Annotated in this window: 13 protein-coding genes and 1 tRNA gene; 1 reads left to right on the top strand and 13 read right to left on the bottom strand. The window is 63.5% G+C overall.

Annotated elements, in window-relative coordinates; genetic code table 11:
* Window positions 1–43: 43 nt before the first annotated feature.
* The 12 genes from ACSFCA_RS21140 to ACSFCA_RS21085 form a co-directional block, all read right to left on the bottom strand.
* Entirely contained in the window at window positions 44–1,204 is a 1,161-nt protein-coding gene (locus ACSFCA_RS21140; protein WP_435460629.1) for an IS30 family transposase, read from the bottom strand.
* Window positions 1,205–1,520: 316 nt separating this feature from the next.
* The gene (locus ACSFCA_RS21135; protein WP_435460630.1) at window positions 1,521–2,771 is read right to left on the bottom strand and encodes a tyrosine-type recombinase/integrase; all 1,251 of its coding nucleotides are present in this window, start codon (window positions 2,769–2,771) and stop codon (window positions 1,521–1,523) included.
* Window positions 2,772–2,963: 192 nt separating this feature from the next.
* Window positions 2,964–3,040, bottom strand: a tRNA-Pro gene (locus ACSFCA_RS21130).
* A 26-nt stretch (window positions 3,041–3,066) separates the two neighbouring features.
* A complete protein-coding gene (locus tag ACSFCA_RS21125; RefSeq protein ID WP_258350107.1) occupies window positions 3,067–3,525 on the bottom strand; it encodes a MerR family transcriptional regulator in 459 nt (152 codons plus the stop codon).
* 64 nt (window positions 3,526–3,589) lie between these two features.
* Window positions 3,590–3,961: an integration host factor subunit alpha gene (locus ACSFCA_RS21120; protein WP_093053063.1), complete on the bottom strand. Its 372-nt coding sequence runs from the start codon at window positions 3,959–3,961 to the stop codon at window positions 3,590–3,592.
* Window positions 3,962–3,966: 5 nt separating this feature from the next.
* On the bottom strand, window positions 3,967–6,408 hold the full coding sequence (gene pheT, locus ACSFCA_RS21115) for a phenylalanine--tRNA ligase subunit beta (protein ID WP_435460631.1): 2,442 nt from the start codon (window positions 6,406–6,408) through the stop codon (window positions 3,967–3,969).
* Window positions 6,409–6,446: 38 nt separating this feature from the next.
* Complete coding sequence (gene pheS, locus ACSFCA_RS21110; protein WP_093053069.1) at window positions 6,447–7,523, bottom strand: phenylalanine--tRNA ligase subunit alpha; 1,077 nt, start codon at window positions 7,521–7,523, stop codon at window positions 6,447–6,449.
* Window positions 7,524–7,636: 113 nt separating this feature from the next.
* A complete protein-coding gene (gene rplT / locus ACSFCA_RS21105; protein ID WP_007832499.1) occupies window positions 7,637–7,996 on the bottom strand; it encodes a 50S ribosomal protein L20 in 360 nt (119 codons plus the stop codon).
* Window positions 7,997–8,020: 24 nt separating this feature from the next.
* Window positions 8,021–8,224 carry a 50S ribosomal protein L35 gene (gene rpmI, locus ACSFCA_RS21100; protein ID WP_007832497.1) on the bottom strand — a complete coding sequence of 68 codons (204 nt, stop codon included), beginning with the start codon at window positions 8,222–8,224 and terminating at the stop codon, window positions 8,021–8,023.
* 162 nt (window positions 8,225–8,386) lie between these two features.
* The gene (gene infC, locus ACSFCA_RS21095) at window positions 8,387–9,010 is read right to left on the bottom strand and encodes a translation initiation factor IF-3 (RefSeq protein ID WP_258355330.1); all 624 of its coding nucleotides are present in this window, start codon (window positions 9,008–9,010) and stop codon (window positions 8,387–8,389) included.
* A gap of 101 nt (window positions 9,011–9,111) precedes the next feature.
* Window positions 9,112–11,019, bottom strand: a complete 1,908-nt coding sequence (gene thrS, locus ACSFCA_RS21090; RefSeq protein ID WP_435460632.1) for a threonine--tRNA ligase — start codon at window positions 11,017–11,019, stop codon at window positions 9,112–9,114.
* A gap of 219 nt (window positions 11,020–11,238) precedes the next feature.
* A complete protein-coding gene (locus tag ACSFCA_RS21085) occupies window positions 11,239–11,550 on the bottom strand; it encodes a putative quinol monooxygenase (protein WP_435460633.1) in 312 nt (103 codons plus the stop codon).
* A 115-nt stretch (window positions 11,551–11,665) separates the two neighbouring features.
* Between ACSFCA_RS21085 and ACSFCA_RS21080 the strand changes: the two genes are divergently transcribed.
* Window positions 11,666–12,628: a GlxA family transcriptional regulator gene (locus ACSFCA_RS21080; protein WP_258350110.1), complete on the top strand. Its 963-nt coding sequence runs from the start codon at window positions 11,666–11,668 to the stop codon at window positions 12,626–12,628.
* Between the two features lie 101 nt (window positions 12,629–12,729).
* Here ACSFCA_RS21080 and aceA read toward each other — a convergent pair whose 3' ends face one another.
* Window positions 12,730–14,061, bottom strand: a complete 1,332-nt coding sequence (aceA, locus tag ACSFCA_RS21075) for an isocitrate lyase (protein WP_093053080.1) — start codon at window positions 14,059–14,061, stop codon at window positions 12,730–12,732.
* Window positions 14,062–14,124: the final 63 nt, after the last annotated feature.

Here is a 14,124-nt window from a genome sequence, read left to right as displayed (position 1 = left end):
CATCTCCCCGTCACTGCGCAACTTCCGCTTCATGAGTGCGGATTCAACCGGTCGATGCAACGATTTGGCTGAACATCTCAGCCGGTGTGTGGAAGTCGAGGGTCTTCCTTGGTCGCTCGTTCAATTGTCTTGCAACGGCATTCAGCTTGGCCTGTGAATGGCTCGAGAGATCGATCCCTTTAGGGAAGTACTGCCTGAGCAAGCCGTTCGTGTTCTCGTTGGTTCCGCGCTGCCAAGGATTGTGCGGATCGCAGAAGTAGACTTGGACGTCGGTCGCCAGGGTGAAGCGCTTGTGAGCCGCCATCTCCTTGCCTCGATCCCAGGTCAGCGATTTGTACAGCTCCTGCGGCAGCTTGCGAGCGTTCTTGATCAGCGCCTTGACGACGGTCTCGGTGTCCGTGCCCCAAAGTTTCACCAGCATCACGTAGCGTGTTTGACGCTCGACCAGGGTGGCAATCTGACTGCTCGTGCCGCCGAACAGCAGGTCGCCTTCCCAATGACCAGGCACTGCCCGATCTTCCACCGTGGCCGGGCGCTCGCTGATCGACACCGTGTCGACAATTCTTCCGTGGTTATCGGTCTTCTGCGTGTGATGGCGCGAACGGCGCATGACCCGCGTGCGTCGCAGATGCTGCAGCAGTTCCTTCTTCAAGGCCCCACGGGCTTGGATGAAGAGGCTGCGATAGATGGTCTCGTGTGACACCTGGAAGTCCTCATCGCCAGGATAACTATGCTTGAGCCACCCCGCGATCTGCTCAGGCGCCCACAGCGATTGGAGCTTGGCAGCCACGATGCGCGCCAAGGCTCTGTTCCTTGCCAGTTTGCATCTCTTGGGACGGTGCCCGCGGTCCCACGCCGCCTGGTCGGCCTGAGCAGCCCGGTAGCCCTCTCGACCACCGTTGCGCTTGATCTCCCGGCTCACAGTCGATGGCGCTCGCCCGAGGATGCTGGCGATCGCTCGAATTGAGAAGCCGGCCACCACAGCACGTGAGATCTCCTCGCGCTCGGCCAAGGTCAGTGCCAAGGAGGACCGGCACCGCTCTGGCGGCGGTATTCCGCCTGTTCGCGACAGAATCCCTTCGACCGACGAATGCGATCGATCAAACAACTGGGCTATCTGTTGAAGGCTGTCACCTGCTTTCCAGCGCTCCCACATCAGGGCCTTCTGGCTGTCTGTGTAGTAGGTCCGCGTTCGATACTTCATCTGCAACACTCCTTCTGTTTACTCAGTTTTAAGTGTGTTGCATCGACCGGTTGAATCCGCAGAGTTCAAGCAGCCATTCGATGCTTGAAATTGAACGTCGGCAGTCAGTCTCAAGCGGCCTTCCGCTAACCACGGCTAGCATACCGCTCCTGGCCCGGGACTTCCCGTTCTCTCCAACGCCAGGAAGCTGATGCTCGCCCCTGGATCGGATTGGCGAAGGGCCGCGGTGGCGCGCGACGCCCTCGGCAAAGAGCGGTCGTCGGCGACGCTCTACAGCAGATCGGGAGGGCCGTACTAACACCCGACGGGGCAGTTCTCATGCGGCCGCTTTCAACGCAACCGCTGGAGAACCCACTTTGGTAGCCAGCACGTCCAGATAGTCCGCCCATCGCTGGAGCATCACGGCGCGCTGCTTGAGGTACTGGGTACGGTTGTAGGCGCGCCCATTGGCATCCTTGACGGCGTGCGCCAATTGGGCTTCGATCACCAGCGGATCGATCTCCAGCACTTCCGCCAACAGGGTCCGGGCTGTCGCCCGGAAGCCATGAACCGTCTGCACGGTCGGGCCGTACCCCAGGGTCAGAAGCGCTGCACGCAGAGTGTTGTCCGAGATCGGCCGCTCATGACTACGCTCGCCCGGGAAGACCAGCGTGCTGTGGCCCGTAATGGGATGCAGCTTGCGCAGCAACCCCACAGCCTGCCTGGGCAGAGGCACCAAGTGCGGATCACCATGTTGCTTGCCGTCGATGCGCCGCTTCATCCGCGCAGCGGGCACGGTCCAGAGCGCCCCGTCGAGATCGATCTCGGCCCAGGCCGCCGCTCGCAGTTCGTTCGGGCGTTGAAAAAGCATGGGCGCCAGTTGAAGCGCCGTACGCACGATCGCTCCGCCTTGGTAACCCCGGATGACGCGTATCAGCGTCCCCAGTTGGGCCGGATCGGTGATCGCCGCGAAGTGCCGCTTCTTGTGGGGCGTGAGTGCCCCCTTGAGATCCGCCGTGATATCGCGCGGCGCCCGCGCGGTGGCGACCGCGTAGCGCCACACCGCGCGTGCTGTCATCAGCACGCGGCCGGCCACGTCGAGAGCGCCACGCTCCTCGACACGGCGCAGGGCTGCCAACAACTCGATGGCCTCGATTTCGCTGATGCGACGAGCAGCGAAGTACGGAAACAGATCCTTTTCCAGGTTCCGCTTCTCGCGTGTCGCGTAGTGGCCGCTCCACCGCGCATAGTGCTTGTCGAACCATTCGAGCGCGGTCTCTCGAAAGGTGTCGCCGGTGTTCACAGCCGACTTGAGCTTGACGACCTGGCGCGCCTGTATGGGATTGATTCCGGAAGCCTTCTGGGCTTTGGCAGCGTCACGGGCCTTCCTCGCCGCCGCAAGGCTCACGTCGGGATAGGAGCCCAAGGCGAATTTTTTCTCGACCCCCACGATCCTGAACTTCCAGAACCACCGACGAGAACCCGAGGCCGAAACCTCCAGATAGAGGCCGCCCGCGTCGGCGTAGCGTGCCTGCTTTCGGTCAGGTGGACAGGAGGCGTTGCGGCATGCGGCATCGGTCAACGGCATGGGGTACATCCAGGGGGTGGGGGTACAAAACCGCCGTACCAGGGGGTTCAGGAGGTTTGTACCCCCTTTTGTACCCCCACTTGGGGCTGGCAGTCACCAGATTTCAGTGTATGCCGGCGGACGCGATTCGCCCAGTTCCCCAATGAAAAAGGGCGTCCGGTGGATGAAACCGGACGCCCTTGGACGTTATGTTGGTCGGTGTGAAAGGATTCGAACCTTCGACCCCTTGCACCCCATGCAAGTGCGCTACCAGGCTGCGCCACACACCGAAGCTCTCGATTATAGCGGTTGAAATTCAGCGCCCGAGGGTCAGCAACTCACGAATTTCAAAGAGTTCGCGCCGCAGGTGCAACAACTGCGACAGGTCGACCGTCTGCGCGGCAGACGACGAGGGCGAATCCTGCACCACGGCGGCATCGAATTCTTCCTGGTCGATCTCGATGGCCTCCATGCCTTCGAGCGGCACCTCGCCCGCCTTGCGACGGTCGCGTTCACCCTGCACGAGTTCTTGCAGCTTGTTGCGCGCGCCGCTGATCGTGAAGCCCTGGTCGTAGAGCAGATCGCGGATGCGGCGGATCATGAGCACCTCGTGGTGCTGGTAGTAGCGGCGATTGCCGCGCCGCTTCATGGGCCGCAGCTGCGTGAACTCCTGCTCCCAATAACGCAGCACGTGCGGCTTGACGCCGCACAGTTCGCCGACCTCACCAATGGTGAAGTAGCGTTTGACGGGAATCGGAGGGAGCGTTTTCTCCATTGAAATCAAGACTGTGCGCGGGAAACCTTAGAGATTACTCTACGCAGGCGCGCAGCACCAAGCACTATTCGGCGCCCAGGCTCCACTCGACTTCGGATGCGCCGTTCTGGTCGATGCTTCCATGGATCTGTTCCTTGAGCTTGGCGCTCGCATGGAACGTGGCCACGCGCCGCTCGCCGATCGGAATGGCCTCGCCCGTGCGCGGGTTGCGGCCCGGCCGCGGCGCCTTCACGCGGATCTGGAAGTTGCCGAAGCCTGATATCTTCACGTCCGTGCCTTCGACGAGACTGCTGGCCACGAGCTCGAAGAACGCCTCGACCATGTCCTTGGACTCGCGCTTGTTCAGGCCGATCTGCTCGAACAGCAGGTCGGCCAGATGCGCCTTGGTGAGCGCAGGCGTTTCGAGAGCCTCGAGCGTGAATTCGGCAGCGTTCATTCTCATCATCCCCTCAAGCGGCCGCCGAGCTTGGCGTCCAGTTGTTCGACGATTGCACGGACCGCGGGCTCGACCTGCTCGTCCGTCAGGGTGGCGTTGTCGCTCTGGAAACTGAGGCGAACCGCCATGCTCTTCTCGCCTTGCGCCAACGCGCCCGGCGCAGCCACGGCACCATCGCGCAGCGGCTGCGGGCGATAGATGTCGAACAGCGTTACGTCGCGCAGCAGTCCCTGCGCAGCTGTCGTCGCGCGAATGGCCTGCACCAGTGCATCGTGCGTGACGGCTTCAGCCACGACCACGGCAAGGTCACGCTCTACGGCCTGATGCTTGGGCACTGGCTGAGCAACCGGCACGGGGCGCGCCGTGACGGCGTCGAGGTCGAGTTCGAACAACACGGGCGCTTGGGCGAAGTCCCACTTCTGGCGCCAGCGCGGATGCAGTTCGCCGACGAAGCCGATGGCCTTGCCGCCAACCAGCACACGCGCCGAACGGCCCGGGTGCAGGGCCGGATGCTCGGCCACTTCGAAGCTGGGCACCAGCGGCGCGAGCAGTGCTTCGACGTCGCCCTTGACGTCGTAGAAGTCGACGCGCTGCGGCTTGCCGTCCCAGCGCGACTCGTCGGCGTCGCCCCAGGCGAGGCCCGCCACGCGCATCGGCTGGTTCACGCCGCGCACGGTGCTGTCGGTGGTGGCAACGCTGTCGTCGCGCATGAACACACGACCCACTTCGAACACGCGCACGCGAGGCGCCTTGCGGTCGAGGTTGAACTTGAGCACCTGCAGCAGCGAGCCCAGCAGCGACGAGCGCATCACGCTCATCTGGCTGGCGATGGGGTTCAGCAGCTTGATCGGGTTCGCATTGCCTGCGAGGTCCTGCTCCCAATGCGCTTCGACGAAACTGAAGTTGATCGTTTCCTGATAGCCCAGCCCCGCGACGCTGCGGCGCACCGCAAAGCGGCTGCGCTGCGCCTCGGGCCGCACGCGGGCGGTGATGGGAGCGAGCGGCGCGGTGGTCGGCAGGTTGTTGAAGCCGATGAGGCGCGCGACTTCCTCGATCAGGTCTTCTTCGATCAGCAGGTCGAAGCGGTGCGGCGGCGGGGTCACAGTCAACGTGCCCTCGCCTTCAGTGATCGCGAAGCCGAGGCGATTCAGCGCGTCGGCGCATTGCGCTTGCGTCAGCGGCATGCCGATCACGCGCGCCGCACGCTCGACGCGCAGCGTGACGGGTACGGCCTCGGGCACGCTCAGCGTCTGGTCGTCCATCCTGCCGGCCTCGCCGCCGCAGATCTCGACGATCAGTTGCGTGATGCGCTCGATGATCTGCACAGTGCGGCTCGGATCGACGCCACGCTCGTAGCGGTGGCCCGCATCGGTCGAGAAGTTGAAGCGACGCGAACGCCCTTGCACAGCCTCGGGCCACCAGAACGCGGCCTCGACATAGATGTTGCGCGTGTCGTCGGACACCGAGGTGGCGTCGCCCCCCATGATGCCGGCGAGCGATTCGACTTCGCGGTCGTCGGCGATCACGCCGACCTTCTCGTCGACGGTGATGGTCGTGCCGTTGAGGAGCTTGAGCTGTTCGCCCGCCTTGCCCCAGCGCACCGTGAGGCCGCCGTGGATCTTGTCGAGGTCGAAGATGTGGCTGGGCTGGCCGTACTCGAACATCACGTAGTTCGAGATGTCGACCAGCGGCGTCACGCTGCGCTGGCCGCAGCGAGCGAGGCGCTCGACCATCCAGGCGGGTGTTGCGACCTTGGTGTCGACGCCGCGCACGATGCGGCCCGAGAAGCGGCCGCAGAGTTCGGGGGCTTCGACCTTGACGGGCAGCACGTCGGCGAAAGACGTCGCCACCGGCGCGATAGCAGGGGTCTTGAGCGGCGCACCGGTAAGCGCGGCGAGTTCACGCGCCACGCCGTAGACGCTGAGGCCGTGCGCCAGGTTGGGGGTGAGCTTGAGCGTGAGCAGCGCGTCGTCGAGCTTGAGCACGTCGCGTACGTCGGCACCGATGGGCGCATTGGCATCGAGCTCGAGCAGGCCGCCGTGGTCTTCGTTCAGACCCAGTTCACGCGCCGAGCACAGCATGCCCTGGCTCTCGACGCCGCGCAGCTTGCCGAGCTTGATGAGGAAGGGCTTGCCGTCTTCACTCGGCGGCAATTCGGCGCCGACGAGTGCGCACGGCACCTTGATGCCGACACGCGCATTGGGCGCGCCGCACACGATATTGAGCAAGGCGCCCTGCCCCGCGTCGACCTGGCACACGCGCAGGCGATCGGCATTCGGGTGCTGCTCGGCTTCCTTGATTTCGCCGACCACGATGCGCGTGAAAGGCGGCGCCACCGGTCGGCGCTCTTCGACCTCGAAGCCGCCCATGGTGAGCGTTTCGGCCAGTGCGGCGCTGTCGAGGGGCGGGTTGGAGAACTCGCGCAGCCAGGATTCCGGGAATTGCATCTCTTCGATCTCGATCTGGTTTTTCTATGGAGGGGTGCTTACTGGAACTGCGAGAGAAAACGCAGGTCGCCGTCGAAGAAGAGGCGCAGGTCGTTCACGCCGTAGCGCAGCATCGTGAGCCGGTCGGGGCCCATGCCGAAGGCGAAGCCGATGTAGCGTTCGGGGTCGAGCCCCATGTTGCGCACCACGTTCGGATGCACTTGGCCCGAGCCCGACACCTCGAGCCAGCGGCCGGCCAGCGGCCCGCTCGCGAACTGGATGTCGATCTCGGCGCTCGGTTCGGTGAACGGGAAGAAGCTCGGGCGGAAGCGCAGCACGAGGTCATCGCGCTCGAAGAAGGTGCGGCAGAAGTCGGTGAAGACCACCTTCAGGTCCTTGAAGCTCACGTTCTCGCCGAGCCACAGGCCTTCGCATTGGTGGAACATGGGCGAGTGGGTGGCGTCGCTGTCGACGCGGTAGGTGCGGCCGGGCGCGATCACGCGGATCTCGGGCGCCTTCACGGTGCCGGTGGTGTCGGCTGCAGCGGCCGCGAACTCGGCGGCGTACTTCTTGATGTGCTGATGCGCATAGCGCACCTGCATCGGGCTGGTGTGCGGACGCAGGTTGTAGGGAATGCCGTCGTCGCCGTTGATGTCGACGTAGAAGGTGTCCTGCATCGAACGCGCCGGATGGTTCGGTGGGTTGTTCAGCGAGGTGAAGCTGTGCCAGTCGCTCTCGACCTCGGGGCCATCAGCCACGTCGAAGCCCATGCTCGAGAAGATTTCCTCGATGCGCTCAAGGGTGCGGCTCACGGGGTGCAGTCCGCCGGGAATCCGGCGACGGCCGGGCAGGCTCACATCGAGCGCTTCGGCGCGCAGTTGCAGCGAGAGTTCTTCGTCGGCCAGTTGCTGGCGGCGGTCGGTCAGTGCGGCCTCGATGGCCTGCTTGGCGACGTTGATCGCGGCGCCGCGGGACTTCTTCTCTTCGACACTCAGCGCGGCCATGCCCTTCATCAGCTCGGTGATGCGGCCCGACTTGCCGAGGAACTGGGCCTTGGCGTTTTCGAGCTCGGCGGGCGTTTTCGCTTCGGCGAAGGCGGCGCGTGCGGTGTCGACCAGGGAGTCCAACTCGTTCATAGCAACAAAAATCTTCGAGGGGAAATAAAAAAGAGCTGGAGCCTTTTCAAGCGCCAGCCCTTGAGCCGTGGGCGCAGGAAGCTACCCGAAGGCAGCATCCCTGCTGTGCAGAATCAAGCAGCCAGCTTGGCCTTGACCTGCTCCACGATGCCGGCAAAAGCGGCCTTGTCGTGCACGGCGATGTCCGCAAGCATCTTGCGGTCGATCTCGATACCGGCCTTGCGGATGCCGTTGGCGAACTGGCTGTAGGTCAGGCCCAGTTCACGCGAGGCGGCGTTGATACGCGCGATCCACAGCTGACGGAACACGCGCTTCTTGGTACGGCGGTCACGGTAGGCGTATTGGCCTGCCTTCATCACCGCCTGTTTGGCGACGCGGAAGACATTGCCGCGGCGACCGCGGAAACCCTTGGCGAGTGCGAGAACTTTCTTGTGGCGGGCGCGAGCCGTTACACCACGTTTGACGCGAGGCATGTGTGTACTCCTTGTTCGTCTGAGTTAAATGCCACGGCCGGGCAGCATGGCGGCGACAGAAACCATGTTGGTCTCATGCACTGCGACTGCACCACGCAGGTGACGCTTGTTCTTGGTGGTCTTCTTCGTCAAGATGTGACGCTTGAAGGCTTGACCGCGCTTGACGGTGCCACCGGGACGAACGCGGAAACGTTTTTTCGCGCTGCTCTTGGTCTTCATTTTGGGCATGTGAATGCTCCTTTAGTTTGTGCTCGTGAGGCGCCATGGATGCTCCACGGACTTGTTGGCCCCGAGACACTTCTTTATCCCGCCCCTGCCGGCATCTCTCGCGAGGCGCTGGCAAAGGCGAAATCCCTTCGAACCTTCTCTTCTCTACTGCAACCCTGACATTCAGGCTGTTGCGGGCGACGCTGCCGGTGCGGCGGCATCTGCTGCCGGCTTCGGCGCAGCGCCACCAGCCTTCTTGCGGCCCGGCGCGATCATCATGATCATCTGCCGGCCTTCGAGCTTCGGGAACTGCTCGACCATGATCAGGTCGCCCAGCTCGTCGCGAATGCGCTGCAGCAATGCCAGACCGAGCTCCTGGTGCGTGATCTCGCGGCCGCGGAAGCGCAGCGTGATCTTGCATTTGTCGCCCTCATCAAGAAAGCGCTTGATGTTGCGCATCTTGATGTTGTAGTCGCCATCGTCGGTACCGGGCCGGAACTTGATTTCCTTGACCTCAATGACCTTCTGCTTCGACTTCGCCTCGGCTGCCTTCTTCTGCTCGTGGTACTTGAACTTGCCGTACTCGATCAGGCGGCATACCGGCGGGTTGGCCGCCGCAACGACCTCCACCAGGTCCACGTCCTGCTCACCGGCAAGGCGCAGAGCCTCGGCAAGACTCACGACACCCAATTGCTCGTTATCCGGGCCGATCAGGCGGACTTCCGGGGCCATGATTTCCCGGTTCAGGCGGTGTTGGCGTTCCTCGCGGTGGCGGCGGTCGCGGAATGCAGTAGCGATGGTCAGAATCCTTCAAAATTTGCTACAAAATCTGTAGCGAACACCGGTCAGTCCTCGCGGACAAACGGCATGATTTGGCTTTGAAACATATGGGGTGTTCCGAAGACAAATCAACGCTTGTCGGCAATATCCTGGACGAGCCGTTGCACGAACGATTCGAGGGACATTGCACCGAGGTCTTGATTGCCCCGGGCGCGCACTGCGACGGCACCTGCTTCCTTTTCCTTGTCGCCTACGACAACGATATAAGGGAGCTTTTGCAACGAATGCTTCCGTATTTTATACGTAATCTTCTCGTTGTGCAGGTCAAGCTGAACCCTAAGCCCTTGATTTTGCAGCGCTTTCGCAACTTGCGCGGCGTAATCGGCCTGTCCTTCGCTGATATTGAGCACCGCCACCTGTACCGGCGCGAGCCATGCGGGCAGCGCGCCCGAGTGGTGTTCGATCAGCATGCCGATGAAGCGCTCGAGGCTGCCGACGATCGCACGGTGCAGCATCACGGGGTGCGCACGACCACTCGACTCCGTCACGTATTCGCCGCCCAGGCGCTCGGCCGTGTTGAAGTCGACCTGCATCGTGCCGCACTGCCACTGACGGCCGATGGCATCGCGCAGCGTGTATTCGATCTTGGGGCCATAGAAGGCGCCGTCGCCCGGTGCAATGACGAACTCGACGCCCGAGCGGCGCAGCGATTCCATCACCGCGTGCTCGGCCTTGTCCCACAGTTCGTCGGAGCCGACGCGGTTCTCGGGCCGCGTGGCAACCTTGTAGAGGATGTCCGTGAAGCCGAAGTCGGCATAGACCTTCTGCAGCTGCTCCGTGTACGCGATGCACTCGTCGAGGATCTGGTCTTCCGTGCAGAAGATGTGCCCGTCGTCCTGCGTGAAGCCGCGCACGCGCATGATGCCGTGCAGCGCGCCGCTGGGCTCGTTGCGGTGACACTGGCCGAACTCGCCGTAGCGCAGCGGCAGGTCACGGTAGCTGCGCAGGTCGCTCTTGAAGATCAGCACGTGGCCCGGGCAGTTCATCGGCTTCAGCGCATATTCGCGCTTCTCCGACTCCGTCGTGAACATGTTGTCGCGGTAGTTCTGCCAGTGGCCCGTTTTCTCCCACAGGCTCTTGTCGAGGATCTGCGGGCCCTTCACTTCCCAATAGCCCGTGTCGCGGTAGATGCCGCGCATGTACTGCTCCACGGCCTGCCACACGGCCCAGCCCTTGGGGTGCCAGAACACCACGCCCGGCGCCACTTCGTCGATATGGAACAGGTCGAGCTCCTTGCCGAGCTTGCGGTGGTCGCGCTTCTCGGCTTCCTCGATGCGCTGGATGTACTGGTCGAGCTGCTTCTTGTCGGCCCAGGCCGTGCCGTAGATGCGCTGGAGTTGCTCGTTCTTGGCGTCGCCGCGCCAGTAGGCGCCGGCCAGCTTCGTGAGCTTGAAGACCTTCAGGAAACGCGTGTTCGGCACGTGCGGGCCGCGGCACATGTCGACGTATTCCTGGTGGTAGTACAGGCCCATGGCCTGCTCGTCGGGCATGTCCTCGACGAGGCGCAGCTTGTAGTCCTCGCCGCGCGACTTGAAGACTTCGATGACTTCGGCACGCGGCGTCATCTTCTTGATCACGTCGTAGTCCTGCGCGATCAGCTCGCGCATGCGCGCCTCGATGGCGGCCATGTCCTCGGGCGTGAACGGGCGTTCGTACGAGATGTCGTAGTAGAAGCCCTCGTCGATCACCGGCCCGATCACCATCTTGGCCGTCGGGTAGAGCTGCTTCACCGCATGGCCGACCAGGTGGGCCGTCGAGTGGCGGATGATTTCCAGGCCTTCGTCGTCCTTGGGCGTGATGATCTGCAGCTTGGCGTCATGGTCGATAACGTCGCTGGCATCGACGAGCCTGCCGTCGACCTTGCCGGCCACCGTCATCTTGGCCAGGCCGGGGCCGATGGACTGAGCGACTTCGGCCACCGAAACCGGGCCGGGGAACTCGCGGCGCGAGTTGTCGGGGAGCGTGATCTGGATCATTTGAAGAAAACCTCGGGGAGAAAAACAAAAAAGCGCGGTGGGTGCCGCGCTTTGCTTGGTTGTGAAGCTGGCAGAAACCAGCGAGCGCGGGGCTACCGGCCTTTTCCTTCAGTGAAGAAAAAGCCGCTGAATCCTTGCGGAGTAGTTCGCGGTGTCATAACCAAGGTGCCTTTCTCGCTCTTGTTGAGTGCAGAGCCCGTAATTCTAGCCGCTGCCCGTTCAGGATGCGGGCGCCGCATTCTTGAGCCCCAGCACTTCGATGGGCTCGATTGACGGCGGCTTGGCGAACAGCTCGGGAGCCTTCGCCATCAGCGCCTGGGCGATCGGGCCGGTCAGATGGGCCTGGCGCCCGGCCTCGTCTTCGAATGCGTCGAACACGCCGAAAGTGTTCGGCGACAGGCGCAGCGCAAACCAGATCGGCGTGGTCTTCTCGTCGCGCGCCATCGCAAGGCCGGCTTCGAGAAACTTCTCTACATCGCCTTCCTTGCCCGGCTTGGCTTCGAGTCGGGCGAACAGTGCGTACTTGATCATGGGTGATCTCCTGAGTTGAACGGCGCGCGACATTGCGCGGCGTTGGTATGGACTCTAGGCAGCCATCGCCTCTGGAGCTATTGGCATTTTTGACATCTTTGATATCGTTATGGCCATGAAACTCGACGTACTCGCTCTCGATGGCGTGTTCGACACCGGCCTGTCCACGGTGCTCGACGTGTTCACCACTGCCAACGAACTCGCGGCCATGCTGCAGCTCGACGTGGCGCCATTCGAAGTCACGGTGACGGGCGCTCGCAAGCGGGTGAAAACTTCGCAGGGCCTCACCGTTCCGGTGGCTCGCGCGCTTGGCGCCGGCTCAGCGGATTGGCTGATCGTTCCCGCGCTCGGCTGCAAGATGCCCGAAACACTGGAGCCCGCCTTGCTTCGCCCGGACGTGCGCGACGCCTGCGCCGCAATTCAGGAGCGCGCAAGCAAAAGTGCCAACCTGGCCGCCGCCTGCATCGGCACCTTCGTGCTCGCCGAGTCGGGCGTGCTCGATCGCCAGAAGGCAACCACGACCTGGTGGCTGGCCACGTTGTTCCGCCAGCGCTACCCCGCCGTGCAGCTGGAAGACTCGCGCATGCTGGTCAGCTCCGGCAACCTGGTCACGGCCGGCGCGGCGCTGAGCCATGTCGACATGGCGCTGTGGATCGTGCGCCAGGCCAGCCCCGAACTCGCCACGCTGGTCGCGCGCTACCTGATCGTCGATTCACGGCCGTCGCAGTCGGCCTACGTGATCTCCGACCACCTCTCGCATTCCGACCCGCTGGTGGAGCGCTTCGAGCGCTGGGCGCGCGGACGGCTGGCCGATGGCTTCTCGCTCGACGAGGCCGCGCAAGCCGCCGGCGCCAGCAAGCGCACGCTGGCCCGCCGCATGCAGCAGGTGCTGGGCAAGAGTCCACTCTCCTACGTGCAGGACCTGCGCGTGGAACGCGCGGTGCATCTGCTCAAGACCAGCGACAAGAGCCTCGAGCAGATCGCCGGCATGGTGGGCTACGCCGACGGAGTCACGCTGCGCACCCTGCTGCGCCAACGCCTGGGCCGCGGCGTGCGCGAGGTGCGCCTCGAAGCCTGAGCACGCAACGGACGCAAAAAAGCCCGGCGCGCGGCCGGGCTGAAAGTGACAGCGAAATATCTGTCCGTCGAAAGACCGACCCGCGAGGATCGATCACCCGATCAGTGGAATTGCTCTTCCTCGGTCGAGCCTGACAGCGCCTTCACGCTGGACGAACCGCCCTGGATCACGGTGGTCACGTCGTCGAAGTAACCGGCACCAACTTCCTGTTGGTGCGACACGAAGGTGTAGCCCTTGTCGCGCGCGGCGAACTCGGGTTCCTGCACCATGTTGACGTAGTGCTTCATGCCTTCGCCGCGAGCGTAGGCGTGGGCGAACTGGAAGGTGTTGAACCAGTTGACGTGGATGCCGGCCAGCGTGATGAACTGGTACTTGTAGCCCAGGGCCGACAGGTCTTCCTGGAACGAGGCGATCTGCTTGTCGTCGAGGTTCTTCTTCCAGTTGAAGGAAGGCGAGCAGTTGTACGACAGCAGCTTGCCGGGGCAGGCGGCGTGCACGGCTTGTGCGAATTCGCGGGCGAAGCCGATGTCCGGCACGCCGGTTTCGCACCACACCAGGTCGGCGTAGGGTGCGTAGGCCACGCCGCGGCTGATGGCTTGCTCCAGGCCGTTCTTCACGCGGTAGAAGCCTTCCTGCGTGCGCTCGCCCGTCAGGAAGGGCTTGTCGTTGGCGTCGTGGTCGGAGGTGATCAGGTTCGCGGCTTCCGCGTCGGTGCGGGCCAGGACGATGGTCGACACACCCAGCACGTCAGCTGCGAAACGCGCGGCAATCAGCTTCTCGCAGGCTTCATGCGTCGGCACGAGCACCTTGCCGCCCATGTGGCCGCACTTCTTCACGGCAGCCAGCTGGTCTTCGAAGTGCACGCCGGCCGCGCCTGCCGTGATCATGTTCTTCATCAGTTCGAAGGCGTTGAGCACGCCGCCGAAACCGGCTTCCGCGTCGGCCACGATGGGCAGGAAGTAGTCGATGAACTCCTTGTCGCCCGGGTTGACGCCGCGGCCCCACTGGATTTCATCGGCGCGGCGGAAGGTGTTGTTGATGCGGCGGACCATCGTCGGCACCGAGTCGTAGGCGTACAGCGACTGGTCGGGGTACATCGTCTCGGAGCTGTTGCCGTCGGCGGCGACTTGCCAGCCCGACAGGTACACGGCTTCCAGGCCAGCCTTGGCTTGCTGCATGGCCTGACCAGCGGAGATAGCGCCGAACGCGTTCACGTAGCCCTTCTTGGAGCCACCGTTGATCTTGTCCCAGAGCTTCTCTGCGCCGCGCTTGGCCAGCGTGTGCTCGATGGGGAACGAACCGCGCAGGCGCACCACGTCGGCCGCGCTGTAGCCACGCTTGACGCCCTTCCAGCGCGGATCGGTAGCCCATTCCTTTTCGAGGGCGGCAATCTGCTGTTCGCGGCTGAGTTGTTCTGTGAGGGTCTGGGGCATGGTCACTCCGTGAGGTTGATTGAAGGTTGGGCGCTGCGGCCGTGGAGTTACTGTAATCGGACC

It is taken from the genome of Variovorax multivorans, assembly GCF_051216835.1.
In the GTDB taxonomy this organism is placed as follows: Bacteria; Pseudomonadota; Gammaproteobacteria; order Burkholderiales; family Burkholderiaceae_C; genus Variovorax.
This window is presented reverse-complemented; position numbering and strand designations above follow the sequence as displayed.

Bases quoted from the DNA above. Each gene is read 5' to 3' on its own strand.
- thrS (WP_435460632.1), bottom strand. From the start codon at position 11,019: ATGATCCAGATCACGCTCCCCGACAACTCGCGCCGCGAGTTCCCCGGC.
- ACSFCA_RS21140 (WP_435460629.1), bottom strand. From the start codon at position 1,204: ATGAAGTATCGAACGCGGACCTACTACACAGACAGCCAGAAGGCCCTG.
- aceA (WP_093053080.1), bottom strand. From the start codon at position 14,061: ATGCCCCAGACCCTCACAGAACAACTCAGCCGCGAACAGCAGATTGCC.
- ACSFCA_RS21125 (WP_258350107.1), bottom strand. From the start codon at position 3,525: ATGGAGAAAACGCTCCCTCCGATTCCCGTCAAACGCTACTTCACCATT.
- ACSFCA_RS21080 (WP_258350110.1), top strand. From the start codon at position 11,666: ATGAAACTCGACGTACTCGCTCTCGATGGCGTGTTCGACACCGGCCTG.
- pheS (WP_093053069.1), bottom strand. From the start codon at position 7,523: ATGAACGAGTTGGACTCCCTGGTCGACACCGCACGCGCCGCCTTCGCC.
- rpmI (WP_007832497.1), bottom strand. From the start codon at position 8,224: ATGCCCAAAATGAAGACCAAGAGCAGCGCGAAAAAACGTTTCCGCGTT.
- rplT (WP_007832499.1), bottom strand. From the start codon at position 7,996: ATGCCTCGCGTCAAACGTGGTGTAACGGCTCGCGCCCGCCACAAGAAA.
- ACSFCA_RS21120 (WP_093053063.1), bottom strand. From the start codon at position 3,961: ATGAACGCTGCCGAATTCACGCTCGAGGCTCTCGAAACGCCTGCGCTC.
- pheT (WP_435460631.1), bottom strand. From the start codon at position 6,408: ATGCAATTCCCGGAATCCTGGCTGCGCGAGTTCTCCAACCCGCCCCTC.
- ACSFCA_RS21085 (WP_435460633.1), bottom strand. From the start codon at position 11,550: ATGATCAAGTACGCACTGTTCGCCCGACTCGAAGCCAAGCCGGGCAAG.
- ACSFCA_RS21135 (WP_435460630.1), bottom strand. From the start codon at position 2,771: ATGCCGTTGACCGATGCCGCATGCCGCAACGCCTCCTGTCCACCTGAC.